Source organism: Paenibacillus chondroitinus NBRC 15376, from assembly GCF_004000765.1.
In the GTDB taxonomy this organism is placed as follows: domain Bacteria; phylum Bacillota; class Bacilli; order Paenibacillales; family NBRC-103111; genus Paenibacillus_E; species Paenibacillus_E chondroitinus.
This window is the reverse complement of sequence record NZ_BILW01000006.1, coordinates 58,911-74,996: the sequence shown is the minus strand read 5'-3', so window position 1 is coordinate 74,996 and position 16,086 is coordinate 58,911. Positions and strand designations below refer to the sequence as shown.

Genomic DNA, 16,086 nt, shown 5'->3' with positions numbered 1-16,086 from the left:
TTCTGTAGCTGGTAGAATAAATCAAACAATTTGAAAAAAAAAAACCGGAACCCACTGGAGTCCCGGCCCTCATCCTATCCAACTTCACTCAACTTCCCATCCCGAAAATGCACTACCCGCTTCGCCTGTTGCGCAATCGCCTGGTCATGTGTAATTAAAATAATCGTCCTACCCTGCTCATTCAGCTTCTTAAAAATCTCCAAAATCTCCACGCCCGTCTTCGAGTCGAGCGCTCCCGTCGGTTCATCCGCCAGTATTATCGCTGGATCGCCGGCCAATGTCCGGGCAATCGCAACGCGCTGCTGCTGGCCCCCAGACAGCTCCGAAGGCAAATGCTTCCTGCGTTCCACTAAGTCTACCGCTTCCAATGCCTGCATGACAAGCGGCTCCCTTTCACGCTTATTCATGCCCCGGTAAATAAGCGGCAGCTCTACGTTTTCATAAGCATTTAACCGTGGCAGCAAATTAAAGTTCTGAAAAACGAACCCGATCTTCCGATTCCTTATTTCAGCTAACTGCGCATCCTTGAGCCGATTAATGGCCTTCCCGTCCAGCACATAGTCCCCATCATCCGCAACATCCAAGCAGCCTAAAATGTTCATCAACGTCGACTTCCCCGACCCCGACGGACCCATGATCGCCACGAACTCACCGTGATCGATATCTAACGAAACATCGTCCAACGCACGAATCGTTTCCCCGCCCATCACATAGCTCTTACTCACATGCTCAATCTGGATTAAGGTCATGCTCTTCGCCTCCATTATCTGATCCCAAATAAATGAAGTATGCGATTCATTAGACACGTTCGACCGACCTTACCGCTTCGCCTTATAAAATTCATGATACAGCTTCATCAGCGCCCGCTTCTCAATCCGTGATACATAGCTGCGGCTAATGCCCAGCTCCTTCGCAATCTCCCGCTGCGTCCGCTCTTCTCCGCCAAGCTCCAACCCGAACCGCCCGACAACAACTTCCTTCTCGCGATCATCCAAAATCTCTAAGTTCCGATAAATCTTGCTCTTCTCTATTTTGAGCTGCACTTTATCTACGACATCGTCGGCTTCCGTCCCAAGGATGTCGATCAAAGTAATTTCATTCCCCTCTTTGTCCGTTCCGATGGGATCATGCAAGGACACATCCTTGCGTGTTTTCTTCAATGAGCGAAGATGCATAAGTATTTCGTTCTCGATACAACGCGCCGCAAATGTCGCCAGCTTTGTCCCTTTGTTCGGGGAGAACGACTCGATGGCTTTGATCAAGCCGATCGTTCCGATCGAGATCAGATCCTCCAGATCTTCCCCAGTGTTGTCGAATTTTTTTACTATATGGGCAACTAACCGTAAATTGTGTTCAATCAGTTTATTCCTTGAATAATCATTGCCTTCGGCCATCAGTCTAAGATGTTTTTCTTCTTCTTCTTCCGTTAAAGGTTGTGGAAACGCGTTATTTTTGACGTAGGATACGAGTAATGTTAACTGCTTGATTAACACAGCAATTGCACTGAAAATTCCAGGCATTCCAGCCACCCCCTCAATGTTAGCGGATCTTAGTTGGTTCGGAAGCCTCCGCTTTAAAGATTAGTATTAGTGTATGTGGGTTTGTGCCTAGAAGTGCCTGTACGGGATAAGTTACTTGAATTCGTCTGAGTTTGGGAAAGCTCAATAATCCAGCTGGTTCAAATACATACCTACAGTTACAAAAGACTCGTTCCATTTTACATATGGAGGAAAAATGAACACAGAGGAATTATTTCCAGACCATAATCCGCAATTAGTAATAAATTATCGTTTTTGGTATGGGGACATACAAAGTTATCATATTTTGAAGATTAGAGATATTGATCCTCCCAAACAGAACTCTATATTTAATGCTCGTGTAATAGGCAGAACAAAGGAAGCTTTAGTAGAGGTTATGGTAAATGGAACAATTACTCCATTTATCGATACAGTCACACTAGAATTAATAGATAGCAAATGGCTTATTGTTGCATATACGACTACAAATCCCATAGCATGTCTTGATAAATTTAAATAAAACCATGGTGTAGAGGAAAGATGAAATCGAAAGAAATCCCAGTATTTAATCTTGCCACTATAAAAAACTGCCCCCCAGCCAAAGTCTCGCTGAAAGAGCAGTTCGAAAAAAACATTATTTCGGTTCGTTCAAAATATAGTCGACCAATTCGTCAAGCGGCACTGTCGCAAGAGCGATCGCTGTGTCCGTAACACCGTAATAAATATATAAAAGTCCGTCTTTCACTACATTCCCCGTCGGGAAAATAACGTTTGGAATCTGGAAGCCGAACTTCTCGTAATACGTTTCCGGTTCCATGATGAAATTATGGGTTCTGGCAATGATTTTCTCCGGATTCTCCAGATCGAGCAGCAGGGCCCCGACTCTGTACACGGTATCTTTATCAACACCATGATACAGGGTCAACCAGCCTTTATCTGTTTTGATCGGAGGCGTGGATCCGCCGATTTTCTTGAATTCCCAATCGTCGTTTTCCGCTTTGGCAAGCAGTTTTGGCTCTTCCCAGTCGATCAGGTTGTCGGAATAGGTGATCCACATCGCTGCTTTTTCCGTACCGTACTTCTCACCGACATACTCCTCCGGACGGCGCAGCAGTACGTACTTGCCGTTAATTTTCTCGGGGAACAGGATGTTGTCCCGGTCATTAATATCAAGCGGCGTCGTATCACACAGGTACTCCCAGTTAATGAGGTCCTTCGACGTCATGATCCCGGAACGGGTCAACCAGTGCTCCGGCTTCTCCCCCCAGCCGTCCGGATATGTCGGAACTGAACGTTCCGGAATACCGGCTCCGGTCGGATAGTAGCTCATTGCGCAAGGACGCAACGCGTAGTTCAAGTAAAACGTATCGTCGATCTTGACGACACGTGGGTCCTGTACGCTGCCGTACGGAAATCCGAGCATGTCCGGTGTAACGATCGGTTGATCCACCACATGACGGAAATTAACGCCGTCATCACTTTCCAATAGTCCTAGGAAGTTTTTGCAAGGCGTCAACGATTCTGCCGTACGCTCAATCATGTAGAACTTGTCGTTGTCGATAATGACAGCTGGATTAAAGACCGTCACTTTACGCCAGTCGTATATGCCCGGAACCACGATTGGGTTAGCGGGATGTCTTGTGATTTTCATGGTGGTGCCTCCTGATTATGAATTATCTATTATCCATTGTGTCTTGCCGTTCATCTCATTATATAACTGTCCAGTGAACGCCTCATATCCGTGAAAGTTTAGAAAATATCCAGATTTTTATGGATGCTGTCCGGAAAACTAACGTGTGATGTGAAGCATCGTCTCGGCCGTGTGCTGTGAATCGCTTCCGACCTTCAATGATCCTCAGCTAATCTGCCCGAATCATCGGCGAATCCTCCTAGCTCCAAAAGAACGATGCTTCTATACTTATCTTATAAAGGAACGCCAAATCAATACGGAAAGGACGATCGCCATGAAGGAACAGCTATTCAGCCAACACCCGGCAGACCGCTACATCTCTCAGGATCAGATTGAATTTTATCGAGAAAATGGATTTGTTCAAGTCAATGATTTGTTGGATGGGGATGAGCTTGCCGCATTACGCGAATATATGGAGGAGTCGATGAGTGCGAAGGAAGGCTTATCGGTGAAAACGGGGAAAGACAACCCCGCATACGCCAGAGTCCTTAATCAAAAGGTGAACACCTGGAGAGATCACGGCGGCATGGCGACCTTCGCCTTTCACCCCCGATTTGCGGAAATTGCCTTACGTTTGACAGGTGCGAAAGGAATTCGTTTTTTCCACGATCATGCGTTATGGAAAATGCCCGGGGACACGAATGCCACGCCATGGCATCAAGATTCTCCGAAGTGGCCGATGAATGAGGACGGCTGTATGAGCATTTGGATTGCACTCGATGATGTAGATGAGAATAACGGCTGCATGATGTTTGTACCGAAATCTCATAAGGTGGGGAAGTTAACGAATATCTCGTTGCACGATCCGGTTAATATTTTCGACTTTGTTCAGGGAACCGAATTGGCTGAGCGGAAGCCGGTCGTGGTACCTCTGAAAGCAGGCAGCTGCACATTTCATGACGGTCTTACCTTTCATTATGCGCATGCGAATAAAACCGACAAGCCTAGACGCGCTTACGCCATCATCTATATGCCTGACGGTACCACGTTTAACGGGAAACCTCATATGGTTTTGGATGGGCAGACCTATACGCCGGAGGAACCGCTGCGCGGGCCTATGTTCCCGCTGCTTGCCAAAATCCCTGCTCAAAGCTGATCTTTTCGATACTGGCTGGGAGACATGCCGGTTAAGTGTCGGAACGTGCGGTTGAATAAGCTGACGTCCTCAAAGCCGACCTCTTGGGCGATCTCTATCATTTTGAGTTCAGTCTGTACCAACAGCCGTTTGGCGGCCATAATTCGCATTTCATTGCGGTATTCCAGAAACGTACGTCCTGTATTCGCTTTAAACTTGGCTTTGAAGGTAGAAACACTCATCCCGCACAAACGGCTAACCTCGGCCAGCTTAAGCTGCTTCTCCAGATGACGTTCAATAAAGCGGGCGATTTGTTCCATCGCCTGCTTTTCTGATGGACTCGCAAGCCTTACGCTTTCGTTATTCTTGCGGTTGCAGCGGCTTAAAAAAACGAAGCATTCCACCAGCTTCGACCGGATCATTGAGCGGTAACCATGGTCTTTCACGGTAAATTCCCGAACAATTTCATCGAGCAATGACTTAAATACGCTCTGCTCGACGGGGGACAGCCATAGCGAGGGCTGATCTTTGACCGATTGGCGCATAAAGGGAACGACATAATAGAAATCAAAAAAGGAAGAGTCTTCCTTCAGCCTTTCCAACTCATGAAAAATCAAGGACGGATGAAACAGTACATTATAGACAAGAAGCTGTTCATGCTCCCCCACTCTGTAGGAATGTTCCATGCCGGGTTCAATGATGAACGCATCACCTGTATGAAGCCTGTGTTCAATTCCTTTATATGTATGCATCCCGCCACCTTCGACAATATAGACAAATTCGACGAATTCGTGGCTGTGCGGAGCTACGTACCTTCCTGCCGGGAGTTCGAAGGGGGCTGCGTAGAATGGAAAAACTTCACTTTCCAGAAATTGGTTATTGGTATGATTAACCATAAGTTTAGCCCCCTCTCCCTCTACGTTTGTCCGCTTACTCCGCTCTTTTAACCTTGATACCTGGCGGGAAGCTTTCGGTCCATACCCCGTTGTTGTAACTGAGCTCTATCTTTCCGGTTGGAACTTGTACCTGCAGCGAAAACGATGTCCAAGCTGCCGGAAGCTGCGGATGAAATGCGATTTCTTGCCAACCCGGCTTGGCAGGCTTGAGTCCAATAATGTCTTCAATCAGCACAGGAACGGGTCCGCTTGCCCAAGGATGGCATAGGCTGGTGTTCCATTTCTGATCCTTCCCCCACGCCTCGAAGCATGTCGTTGCTCCTTCTTTCAGCATATTCCCCCATGATTGCTCATCCTCTGACGAAAGCAAATCATAGATCAATTCATACTCTCCCACCTCTGCAAGTGCCTTCATAACGAAGTAGGAAAAATAAACGCCGCAAGCGAATCGTTTGGTTCGGATCATGTCTACGATAGCCACGACGGATTGATCAGGGGCGATGCCGAATAATAAAGGAAGAACATTGGCGTGCAGAGCATGATGCCTACTTTCCTCGGAATCTTTAAACAAGGCTTTCTCTTCATCATAGAAGGCGTCCACGAAGCTTTTCTTTAATTTTGGCAGCCGATTCTCATAATTGACGCCCAGCAAATCCCACATCTTGTTCACCGAACGCACACAGCCGATATATAAGGCATTGATGACATTATGACAGCCAGGGCCAATCGGCTTGGTTAATTCAAAATCATAGTTATCGCGCAAACCTTGCGGCCAATCGACAAGATTCCATTTATCCGCAACCCCCTGCAGCAAGCCATCTTCACGCTCAAATTTCTCAAAATGCTGCAGCAACCCTTCCGCATACGGGTACATCTCTTGAAGAAATGCCTTATCGCCACTGTAATTGAAATACGTCATGACCTGCATCGGCCACTGTAAAGAAAAATCAGCTATTTCCTGCATAAAATGTCCCGGCACAACGGCCATGAGCCCTCCACAGACGAAAGAACTGCGTCCGAATTGCTCAATCGCCTTGCGATATAACCGTAAATCGCCGCTAAGCAGCATATGCGAGTGACCGATAATCGTATTGTCGCCCAAATATTGGCCTTTCTCTCGGCTGGGACAATCCACGAAGTTCTCCTGCGAGCCGTATTGGACACCATTTTTGCAAATGTCAAAAATTTGATTCATCCGCTCATCCGAGCTATGAAGCAAACAGCTCTGCGCATCAAACGGATAATGTCTTACCAGAGCATGGAAGGATGCAGGGCTCAGAGATTCCTCTGGTCCTTGCACCTCTACATAGCGGAACGCCTTGTAATCAAACGTTTGGAAGAAATCGCTGTCACCGGATAGTGTCCACTGATCATGGTAAAGGCAATTGCAGCGCATTTCGTACCGTACAGCCTGATCCCCCGGCAGCAGTTCTTCCCCGGACCATATCTGCACTTCTTCTCCTGCTTTTCCATGCGCCATCATGGCGAATTGGCCCGTCAGTTCTCCTCCGAAATCGATCAAATAATGACCAGGTGCCAGCTGACGGACATACGATGGCTGCTTCGCATAGACGTCAACTAGCGGAGTTGGCTGCAGAACAAAGGTATAATCGATATTTTCCGCCGATTCAGCATACTGCCAATCGGAATCGTCATATCCGACTTCTGTCCACCCTCTCTCCGATTGCCTGGCGTCCACATGCTCGGTGAATTGCGTGTCATAGCCGAAAGCGACACCGGGCCGATTGTCATATACCCGCTTCGCTTTCCATGTACGATCTGTTTTAACCAGCAAATTCTCGCCTGCCCACAGTTCTGCTACCACACCTTGCCTGTAGTCGGCGCTGTTATAAGCGCGATTTAACAGCCCCTGATAATAGACATGAATGGCAATGACATTTTCCCTGGCCTTTAAATTTGAACGAACATGGATACGGTTGAAATAGTAATGATTCGCATCGCTCTGAGCCGGCCCCTGACAAACGAACTCACCGTTTATATACAGCTTGTAATAATCATCAGCCGTTAGATGAAGCCAAATCTCCTCCTCATTCAAGCTCTTCTCATCCAGCCTAAAAACGGTTCTTACATACCAATGGTGATGCTGTAAATCGGTTCGATGCGGTTCTACCTCACGTACTTCAAGCTCTTTATGGTAGAGATCAGGCTTTTTTACATTTATAAATGAATGATCAGTCAACCAATCTGCCTGCCACTTTGCTGACAACCCAACCATCTCCTCTTTAATCATAAGTACACGCCAGACTCCGTATTACAGTATTTTGTCAGTGAAACGTTTCTTCCGAAAATCGCTCGGCGGGAAGCCGGTTAGCTTCTTAAACGCCCGGTTAAACGAAAAGTAGTGCTCATAACCAACGAGTCCGGCGATATCTTGTATCGAAGTGCCCGTTTCTTCCAAAAGCTGCTTCGAATGAAAGATGCGCAGCGCCGTTAAATAATCGATAAAATTTTCACCTGTTTCCTCTTTAAATAAGCGGCTGACGTAATTTTTACTTAGTGAAAATTGTTCGGCAAGCATCTGCAGGGATAAATCTGCATTTGCGTAATGGGCATCAATATAGGCTTTCACATCGTGAATCAGCAGCCTGTGATTTTTAGTTTCACGCAGCTGCTTCCATAACTCGGCAACGGTGCTGAGCCGTTCCAGAAGAATCTTTCTGATATCGTCCATCGAGTCCCTCCACTCGCCATGACTCGGTATATTCACTGGGAAATTCAGACAATTCACGTGTAAACGTAAAGGTCATATAGTAAAGCAGGTTTTTCAACTCGTCCCGGGTATACAACTCGCGATTGATTGCTTTGAATAGAAAATCGAACTGGTTATACCATTCATCGTTTCCGCTTTTATACAACTGAACGATTGTGCGGATTAACTGTAAAATATCAAATATCTCGGTTTCCGTCTGCCGCGCGATGACCTCATAATGAATAACGCGATTATTTCCCAATGCGGAGCGGTATTGCACAGCCTTAACAGCCTGCTCGTAGGACTCGGCGATATGCTCCGAACGCTCGGTCTTTTTCCCAACGCCGATCGTCACCGTGAAGGCAAGATTGGCTTCAACCCACGCCCGCATACTCTCACAAATGGCGCTAATGTCACTCATTGAAAGTTCGCCGTCCGCGCCAAACAGAATACTCATTTTATCCACAGATATCCATTCACTCCAAATGCCTATCCCATACTGCTCAGCGGTTTCTTTCAACACGTTCGACAAGACGAATTTCAGCAGCACCTGATCTCGCGTGGAGTAGCTTTCTGTAAAATCGCTAATTCTATCAATTTCCAATTTAGCCGTATTGAAAGAATGCCAATTGCAAGGGAAGCCAAAGTTCTGCATCTCATCGATCAATTCGTCTTGGCTGATGGGACGATCACCTGTCAGAAGTTCTTGAAAAAAATATTTTTGGCGATACGGCAAATTCAAATTACTCTCCGACTGATAACGATCAGCGAAATCAATAATCTTGTCTACAGCTGCATCGACAACCGAAATCAATTCTCCGCCCGGCTGCCTGACGTTTAAATAATCGGATATTCGGCTCATACTCGCATCAATCGGCCTTGCATAGCGTTTGGACAAGTAGATAATTAAGGCCGAAGCAATCAGAACCATCACAACTCCGAGAATGATCCAACTATAATAGAGCTCGGAAAAAAAGCCATAATGGTAGGATTCTTTTATCCCGCTGTTGAACGTCCACCCGGTCTCCTCAAACTTCAGGTTAAGGATGTCCTTATTGGCTTTCACTTTACTTTGCCCGATGAGCTGCCCTGCTTGATCCACTAATGTAATAGAACTGATGGAGTTAGCAGAGATGTTTTGCAACCAAGAGGTCAGGCTCGAAACATCAATATTCACGATAAGGATGCCGCTTGGCTCCGTCAGAAAAGGGACCTTTTTCACGAGGGAGACAACTTGAGCGTCATAAGGTTGAGAAGGAAGAACTTTGTAGGTTCTTACATTCGTCCAAATGCTTGGAAGCGGCTGTTTCATCTGCTCCTGTACGAAATCGCGATCACCAAACTCTGCAAGTGGCAGGTACATCTCCGTGCCGAGCACCGTCATATCGATATTGCGATAAAAGTAAATGGATTGAATGAATGGAAATCCTGCCTGAACCTGCCTGAAAAGTTCCGCTACCTTGCTGCGCAGCAAATACGGATTATCGTCAGAATCGTGAAGCTGAAACATATACTGATTAAACTCCCTGTTATTAACGGTTGCCGCATTCACATTCTGATCGATGTTGCCAAGAATCGAGGTAAGCTGAAGCATGGTGTATCGCGTAAATGCTTCATTGGCACTCACAGTTTGCGTTTGGGACTGCTTATTCATTGTCATGAAGAAAACAAAAAACAAGATGAATACAAGCAAATAGACAATTGGCAAGTAGGTTGTGACCAAACGGTAAAACCAAGAATGTTTCTTTAACATGGCATGCTCTCCTCGGGCATCGAAATGAAACGGCGAAACCGTCTATTAGGGACGGTACGAACAAGGCTGTCGGCAGACATCCACCGACAGCATTCTCCATACTCTTTTAGTTAAAATTCATAGAAAGTAAGTCGTTCTGGCTAACCATCGTATCCTTATTTTTCGTATACCAATCCTGATACCAGGCTTCCAGCTTATCGCCATCCGATTTTTTCCAAAGATTGATCGCATCCTGTTTGGCTTGAGCCGATGTATACGAAGATCCGCTTACAATCGCTTTATTCCATAAGTCTCCAATCGGGTTGCTGGTGGAATCAAGCAAGTTCTTGGAGATGAACTGCATGTCAGCAGGAAGCGTAGGCATGAACCCGCCAAGCGTGATGCTGGCTAACGGGCGGTCCTTTGTAATGTTCAAGCTGAATACGTCCTTGCCGAGATCGTAAAACTCCTTCTGAAGCGGAATGCTTTGATCAAAGCCCTTCATCGTCGTATCAAACTCGTTATAAACGTATTGGCCGCCTAACATACGGAAGTCGCCCAACCAGTCCAATTCCTTCTTATTTTTCTCCGCATTAATCGGAACCTCTTTGTTATTTTCAACTTTGTAATGTGTGCCTTCAATGCCGCTATAGGTGGTTTTGACCCACTCCGGTGAGCTCAAATAATCAATCATTTTGATGGCCGCTTCAGGATCTTTCGTTTTGGCGTTCAACACACCCGTCAACTGCACCGGTGGATTGAAATCAGGCGAAAAGCTGCCAAATTGGCTGGAAGGTAGCGCGATGGCCACCAGCTTGGCACCCGGGACATTTTTACGCAAGGTTTCGTATTGAGAAGTAAACACTTTGTATGAGCCTGCAGCTGTATAGATCCCTATTTTACCTGTAACAAAATCCTGCTCGGCTTTCTTTCCATTCTTATCGGTCAGAAAATCTTTATCGACGATGCCTTCATCAAAAAGCTTCTTGCGGAAAGCGTTCGCAGCCTCGGCCCGATCCCAATCCTTCACCCACTTGCCGTCTTTGAGAATCCAGGTCACATTCTGGAACATAGGATCAATTAAGCTGCCGCCTCCGGCCATATTCAAGCCGTATGTATCCTTCTTGCCGTTACCGTCAGGATCCTGCGTTGCAAACGCTTTCGCAACTTGAAACAATTCATCCGCTGTTTTGGGCACCGATAGCTTCATTTTATCCAGCCAATCCTGCCTAATCACCGTATAACTGTATGGCACATAACCAAGAATGCGGCCCAGGTCATAAATTTTCCCGTCATCCCTCGTGCTCAGTTTTTTGAGGAGAGGAAATTTATTTAGCAGCTGCTTGTATGTCGTACTATTTTTTTCAATCAAATCTCCGATGGGCATGATCTGTTTTTGTAAATATAGTTGATTGCGGAATCCCACATCGTATTCTAAAATAACATCCGGCGCTGAACCTGACGCGACAAGGGTATTCAGCTTGTTAACGGATTCCGCACGCGGAACGGGCGATATTTTCAAATTGATTCCGGTTTTATCCTGGATGAATTTCGTCCAAATGTTGTTTTCGGCAGTCCCGAGATCAGGGGCAATCGTTCCCCGATCATAAAACGACATCGAGAGGGACATGGCACGCGCAGATGCCGAAGTAGCAGGCGTGGTTGATGTTTGTTGTGCTTCTCCGGTCTTACTATTGGAGCAGCCTGCCAGTGACGTTGCCGTAAGCGTCAACGCAACCGTGGAGATGACTAGCACTTTTTTGTTCATATAAGAACCCTCCTGTTTAGTATTGTATACAAGCATTCTTCTTTTAGGAAGAGCAGACTTGTCAGAAAATCAGATGTTCAACCTATCCTTTGACTGAACCAATCATTACGCCTTTCACAAAATACTTTTGCAGAAAAGGATATAAGATCAGCATGGGTACGATCATGACAAATACCCCTGCCGCTTTAATCGACTCCGGTGTGACGGATGTAAGATCTTCCGAAGACGTGTTTGCAATTTCCTGCAGCAGCTGCTGGCTGGAAATCATTTGCTGAATAAGTACAGCAAGCGTATTTTTACTGGAATCGTTGATGTAAATCATGACACTGAAAAAGGAGTTCCAGTAGCCGACACCGTAGAAAAGCGTAAGTGCGGCGATTACCGGCAAGGAAAGCGGCAAAATAATCTGAAGCATCAGCCTGACCTCTCCACAGCCATCGATGCGGGCAGCTTCTTCGATCTCCTCTGGAAAGCCGTTAAAGAATGAGCGCATAACCAGCATGTTATAGACACTTATGAGTCCGGGCAGCCAAAGAGCGCCATAGGTATTAATCAATCCGAGTGATTTGATAACAAGATAAGTCGGAATTAATCCTCCATTGAAAATCATCGTAAACACAATCAGCATAGTGAAAAATTTGCGTCCGTACATAAACTTTTTCGATAAGGGGTATGCCCCTAATAAGGTGAACAGCATGCTGAGGAACGTTCCGACCACTGTCACCTCGACACTATTCCGAGCCGCTTGCAAAATGCGTGTGCCTGTAAAAAGCTTATGGTACGTCTCGAAATTCCATCCGATCGGCCATAAGCTGACAAATCCGGATAAGATGGCATCATTGGTACTGAGAGACAAGGCAAGCATATGCAGCATAGGGAGTAAGCAGCTGACAGCTATAACCCCAAGAAGGACATAATTGATCAAGTAGAAAATCTTTTCTGTAGACGAAGCTTTAATGAGAATACCCTCCTTTTCTACCAAAGACTATTGCCTGTTCGTTTGGCAATTACGTTGGCTGCAATGACGAGCAATAAGGCCACCATCGACTCGAAAAAGCCCATTGCCGTAGCCAGACTAAACTGGCCGCCATTAATGCCCACCCGAAAATTCCAGGTGGAGATGACATCCGAGACTGCGGATACCGCCGAATTTTGCAGCACATAAATTTGGTCGAAGCTGACCTCCATGAAGTGGCCAACCGATAGCACAAACATGATCGCAATGGTTGGCAATATGGCCGGTAGTGTAATGCTCCAAATTTGCCTTAACTTACCTGCTCCATCCATGCTGGCCGCTTCATACAGCGACGGGTCGACGGCAGCAAGAGCGGCCAAATAAATGATGGCGTTCCAACCTGCTTCTTTCCATATCCCACTGCCAACAAATATCGCGATCCAACTGTTCTCTTTGTACAAAAAAGGATAAGGTGCATCTGACCATTGGGTAACAAAGTGATTCAGGAACCCTTTTTCCTGGGCAAACACGAGGGCAATAATACCGCCAATGATGACCCAGTTCAGAAAATGAGGCAAATACACAAGGGTTTGCACCAGTTTTTTAAACCACAACTTCCTCGCTTCGTTCAAAAGAATGGCTAACAAAATGGGGAACGGAAACCCGACAACAATTTGTAGGAAGCTCAGAATAATTGTATTGCGGATAATTCGCAGCATTTGAGGTTGCGAGAACAGAATCTCGAAGTTTTTGAAGCCTACCCAGGGACTTCCGAATACACCATCACCAAAATTGTACGCTTTAAAGGCAATAACCAAGCCTCCGATAGGTGCATATCGAAAGATAAGAAAAAAGGCTAGCGCCGGTAAAAACATAAGCATAATGGGGACGTTTTGCCGGAAACGCATGCGATCGAATCCCCGTCTTCTATTGAGTTTTCCAGTTACTGTCGTATTGAGCAGCTTTTCTATTTGTCTCACCTTCCTCAACATTTGATGTTCCGTTCAATAACCTTGAATCGCCTTGCCAAACTCTGGATTTATCTTATCCCGTGATCTCCGCCCTCACAATTCACACATTTCCGAGTAGATCACATTTCTTACATAGCCATCTGATCTCACCTTTTTCACTTACCTCAACTTTTTCAATATGGGAAAAGCAGCAAAGACCAATAACCCCTCCATGTCTCACCTGGAGGGGGTTTGATACGAGAGAACGCTTCAAGAACGCTACCCGTTACTGGGAAAGAACGCTATAATACCGCTTCAAGAACGCTAACAAAGAAAGATGATCTCATTGATCTCGATTTCTTTGCACAAAAAAAGGAGCCTCTCTTTTTCAAGAGGTCTCCTTCTGATCGCTTAATTTTTCAAAAAATTCGCTTGTAATAAAACAAATTCGCTTAGTTAATAAAAAAGTCGCTTGTGATACATATAGATTATTTTTTTTACTATCTCTTGTCAAGTCTTGAAATAATTGACCACGTCCTTGCAATTACGAAATAACGCCTTCCGTAGCGGTCTTTCTTGAGCCCAAATGGCGCTCCAATTGCAGCACTTCAATGCCGGCAAGCAGCACAATACCGATGCCGTGCGTATCATTAAGCAGCCAGGAGAGATCGTCTTTATAGTAGCCGACGCTATACGAATATCCCGAACCGCGGCATACACCGTACACGTTGCCGAATTTATCGATGGAGATGCGGGCCATCCCATTCCAGCCCTTATGAATCGCTGCGATATACTTCTCCGTTTCTGTCAGCCAGCCATATCGAACGCCACGAGCAAATGCATACAGGAACATGGAGGTACACGAGGTCTCCTCATACGAGACAGGTTCTGTCAGCACTTGGTGCCACAGACCGTTCTCTCCTTGCAGGCGCAAGTAGCCTTCGCTCAGTTCATTAAAGAACTCCAGCAGCTCGTTGCGCTGTGTATGGTCGTCAGGCAGCACAGCCAGTAGTTCGGATAGGGAGAAAATCACCCAGCCATTGCCGCGGCCCCAAGCAATTTTCGTAGGCTTATCGATCCCGAAGTCATAGACATGAGACATGATTTGCAGCTCAGGGATGTACAATTTTTTCTTAAATTGGATGAATTGATTGGCTGCATCTTCCAGGTAACGGATTTCACCCGTCCGCTGGTAGCAGCGGCACATATACGGCACGCTCATGTACAAATCATCGCACCATAACGTCGCGTTCGGGAAATCAACATGCTTCGGCTTGCGGTACAGCGATCCATCAGGCAGTCGATCCTGCTGCTTGCTAATATAATTCGCTATCACATCGGCAATCTGCTCAGCGCCTTGAAGCGGCTGATGTTGCAGGGCAAGCAGCATCGTTGCTCCGAATGAGCCGCAATCATCCAAGCTGTCCAGTGTTGCCAGCGTGTTCAGCACACCTGAGGCTCCGTATTGGGCTTTATCCCAGCCCGCATAGGTGTAGAGCCGCGTGCAGGTTTCAATATGCTTGTAGACATATTGCAGCAAATCGTCGCGGCCGAGCAGCTTACCGGTCTGCAGCATCCCGTACAGCGTCACGCCAAGCGGATAGTTCCACTTGCCGAACAACGCATTTTCCGTGAACGGCCGCACCCACGTGTTTGGCTGATCCAGACGCCAGAAGGTTCCGCCTTCCTGCGTTTCCACCAAGGCAAACAGCGAAGCTTCAACATCAGGTATCACGTCCTCTGCACCGAACGGCCCTAGATAAAGCCACTCGTCCTTCGCCCCATGTACGGGATAAGGCTCTACAAGCTCAATGCCTGCCGAAAGCGGGTCCAGACGGAAGCCTGCGCTCCCTTTCTCACCATAACATTGGATGACGAGGTTATGCTCACCGTATGCTAACTCCAGATCAGCGTAGAAAGCACCTGCTTGATCCATATTAGCTTTCAATTCTCCATCCACATAAATCGCAATGCTTCCTTCCGCATGACCACTCAATTCAACCTGCCGTGGTTCAGCCGAAAAGGAGCGTAGCTTCGTCCACGCGAGTACATAGCCCTCGTTGAGTTCGCCGAAGATGCGGGCCACCGGGTTTTTCGCCTGCTCGGCATCTCTCCACGCCAGCTCCGGAAACCAAGCGACGCCGTGATCCCCTTCCGCGCTTCCCTCGCCCGGGAGCTGGCTCCACACATAATCCTGCGGGGCGGTGTAGATCCAACCTTCGTGGCCGAATCGCTCGGGTGAAGGTGCGAGGAAATGGATCGGGTTGCTCTTATAGGAACCTGGCCCCAGAGAACCTCCACAGCCCGCTTCCGTTTTCGTAAACTGGAACACCAAATGATTCCAGCCTTTCTTCATCTGAATCGTCACGACCGTTCTGCGTTTTGGATTCAGTTCATCGGCGATATTCGCTTTATATATGGGTTGCCCATTCGCATACAAAATAAGCGGACCATAGCAGTGCAAGATGAAATTAAGCGGCGTCTCCACGTCACTCCAATATTGCGACCATGCGTAAACGATCTGTCCGTTCTGAATCTCGGGAAACCGATTTACAAAATGAAAGTCATAGCTATAATCGTGATTCTTCAATATGCCATTGGCACAAAAAGCTCGGTACGCCATCGGATGAGGCGGGTTGTTGCCAACATATCTGTCGGCTACTGTAGCCAATATTTCGCTTACGCGGTCTCCACATTTCGTATAAATGCTCTCATTAATGTCAATGTAACGCTCAGCCATGGTCTTTTCCTCTCCCATTCCAATGCAGAAAGGGGCGAAGTTTCCCCGCCCCT

The 16,086-nt window shown here is 46.8% G+C and carries 13 protein-coding genes; 2 read left to right on the top strand and 11 right to left on the bottom strand.

From position 1 onward, the window contains the following. Nucleotides 1–74: 74 nt before the first annotated feature. Complete coding sequence (locus tag PCH02S_RS10010; RefSeq protein WP_127452519.1) at nucleotides 75–749, bottom strand: ABC transporter ATP-binding protein; 675 nt, start codon at nucleotides 747–749, stop codon at nucleotides 75–77. Nucleotides 750–818: 69 nt separating this feature from the next. Then, nucleotides 819–1,520 (bottom strand): RNA polymerase sporulation sigma factor SigK, encoded by a 702-nt coding sequence (sigK, locus tag PCH02S_RS10005; protein ID WP_127452517.1) that lies wholly within the window; start codon nucleotides 1,518–1,520, stop codon nucleotides 819–821. A 214-nt stretch (nucleotides 1,521–1,734) separates the two neighbouring features. Here sigK and PCH02S_RS10000 point away from each other — a divergent pair, with 214 nt between their 5' ends. Further along, nucleotides 1,735–2,037 carry a hypothetical protein gene (locus PCH02S_RS10000; protein WP_127452515.1) on the top strand — a complete coding sequence of 101 codons (303 nt, stop codon included), beginning with the start codon at nucleotides 1,735–1,737 and terminating at the stop codon, nucleotides 2,035–2,037. Nucleotides 2,038–2,151: 114 nt separating this feature from the next. Here PCH02S_RS10000 and PCH02S_RS09995 read toward each other — a convergent pair whose 3' ends face one another. Further along, on the bottom strand, nucleotides 2,152–3,168 hold the full coding sequence (locus PCH02S_RS09995) for a glycoside hydrolase family 130 protein (protein ID WP_127452513.1): 1,017 nt from the start codon (nucleotides 3,166–3,168) through the stop codon (nucleotides 2,152–2,154). 313 nt (nucleotides 3,169–3,481) lie between these two features. Between PCH02S_RS09995 and PCH02S_RS09990 the strand changes: the two genes are divergently transcribed. Then, a complete protein-coding gene (locus PCH02S_RS09990; RefSeq protein WP_127452511.1) occupies nucleotides 3,482–4,303 on the top strand; it encodes a phytanoyl-CoA dioxygenase family protein in 822 nt (273 codons plus the stop codon). Here PCH02S_RS09990 and PCH02S_RS09985 read toward each other — a convergent pair. The 8 genes from PCH02S_RS09985 to PCH02S_RS09950 form a co-directional block, all read right to left on the bottom strand. After that, the gene (locus tag PCH02S_RS09985; protein WP_127452509.1) at nucleotides 4,294–5,178 is read right to left on the bottom strand and encodes an AraC family transcriptional regulator; all 885 of its coding nucleotides are present in this window, start codon (nucleotides 5,176–5,178) and stop codon (nucleotides 4,294–4,296) included. The two genes, PCH02S_RS09990 and PCH02S_RS09985, sit on opposite strands and share 10 nt — an antisense overlap. A 34-nt stretch (nucleotides 5,179–5,212) precedes the next feature. Next, entirely contained in the window at nucleotides 5,213–7,405 is a 2,193-nt protein-coding gene (locus PCH02S_RS09980; RefSeq protein WP_164819502.1) for a family 78 glycoside hydrolase catalytic domain, read from the bottom strand. Between the two features lie 45 nt (nucleotides 7,406–7,450). Beyond that, nucleotides 7,451–7,870, bottom strand: a complete 420-nt coding sequence (locus PCH02S_RS09975) for a helix-turn-helix transcriptional regulator (RefSeq protein WP_127452505.1) — start codon at nucleotides 7,868–7,870, stop codon at nucleotides 7,451–7,453. After that, nucleotides 7,800–9,641 (bottom strand): hypothetical protein, encoded by a 1,842-nt coding sequence (locus PCH02S_RS09970; protein WP_127452504.1) that lies wholly within the window; start codon nucleotides 9,639–9,641, stop codon nucleotides 7,800–7,802. Before PCH02S_RS09970 ends, PCH02S_RS09975 begins: the two co-directional genes overlap by 71 nt. A 106-nt stretch (nucleotides 9,642–9,747) precedes the next feature. Next, the gene (locus PCH02S_RS09965; RefSeq protein WP_164819501.1) at nucleotides 9,748–11,388 is read right to left on the bottom strand and encodes an extracellular solute-binding protein; all 1,641 of its coding nucleotides are present in this window, start codon (nucleotides 11,386–11,388) and stop codon (nucleotides 9,748–9,750) included. 82 nt (nucleotides 11,389–11,470) lie between these two features. Beyond that, the gene (locus PCH02S_RS09960; protein WP_127452786.1) at nucleotides 11,471–12,346 is read right to left on the bottom strand and encodes a carbohydrate ABC transporter permease; all 876 of its coding nucleotides are present in this window, start codon (nucleotides 12,344–12,346) and stop codon (nucleotides 11,471–11,473) included. Between the two features lie 17 nt (nucleotides 12,347–12,363). Continuing rightward, nucleotides 12,364–13,251, bottom strand: coding sequence for an ABC transporter permease (locus PCH02S_RS09955; protein ID WP_246069022.1), 888 nt, complete (start codon nucleotides 13,249–13,251; stop codon nucleotides 12,364–12,366). A 586-nt stretch (nucleotides 13,252–13,837) separates the two neighbouring features. After that, nucleotides 13,838–16,033, bottom strand: a complete 2,196-nt coding sequence (locus PCH02S_RS09950; protein ID WP_127452498.1) for a glycoside hydrolase family 88/105 protein — start codon at nucleotides 16,031–16,033, stop codon at nucleotides 13,838–13,840. Nucleotides 16,034–16,086: the final 53 nt, after the last annotated feature.

Coding starts and splice junctions, on each gene's coding strand:
- PCH02S_RS09975 (WP_127452505.1), bottom strand. CDS start 7,870: ATGGACGATATCAGAAAGATTCTTCTGGAACGGCTCAGCACCGTTGCC.
- PCH02S_RS09970 (WP_127452504.1), bottom strand. CDS start 9,641: ATGTTAAAGAAACATTCTTGGTTTTACCGTTTGGTCACAACCTACTTG.
- PCH02S_RS09955 (WP_246069022.1), bottom strand. CDS start 13,251: ATGCGTTTCCGGCAAAACGTCCCCATTATGCTTATGTTTTTACCGGCG.
- PCH02S_RS09985 (WP_127452509.1), bottom strand. CDS start 5,178: ATGGTTAATCATACCAATAACCAATTTCTGGAAAGTGAAGTTTTTCCA.
- sigK (WP_127452517.1), bottom strand. CDS start 1,520: ATGCCTGGAATTTTCAGTGCAATTGCTGTGTTAATCAAGCAGTTAACA.
- PCH02S_RS09990 (WP_127452511.1), top strand. CDS start 3,482: ATGAAGGAACAGCTATTCAGCCAACACCCGGCAGACCGCTACATCTCT.
- PCH02S_RS10000 (WP_127452515.1), top strand. CDS start 1,735: ATGAACACAGAGGAATTATTTCCAGACCATAATCCGCAATTAGTAATA.
- PCH02S_RS09950 (WP_127452498.1), bottom strand. CDS start 16,033: ATGGCTGAGCGTTACATTGACATTAATGAGAGCATTTATACGAAATGT.
- PCH02S_RS09965 (WP_164819501.1), bottom strand. CDS start 11,388: ATGAACAAAAAAGTGCTAGTCATCTCCACGGTTGCGTTGACGCTTACG.
- PCH02S_RS10010 (WP_127452519.1), bottom strand. CDS start 749: ATGACCTTAATCCAGATTGAGCATGTGAGTAAGAGCTATGTGATGGGC.
- PCH02S_RS09995 (WP_127452513.1), bottom strand. CDS start 3,168: ATGAAAATCACAAGACATCCCGCTAACCCAATCGTGGTTCCGGGCATA.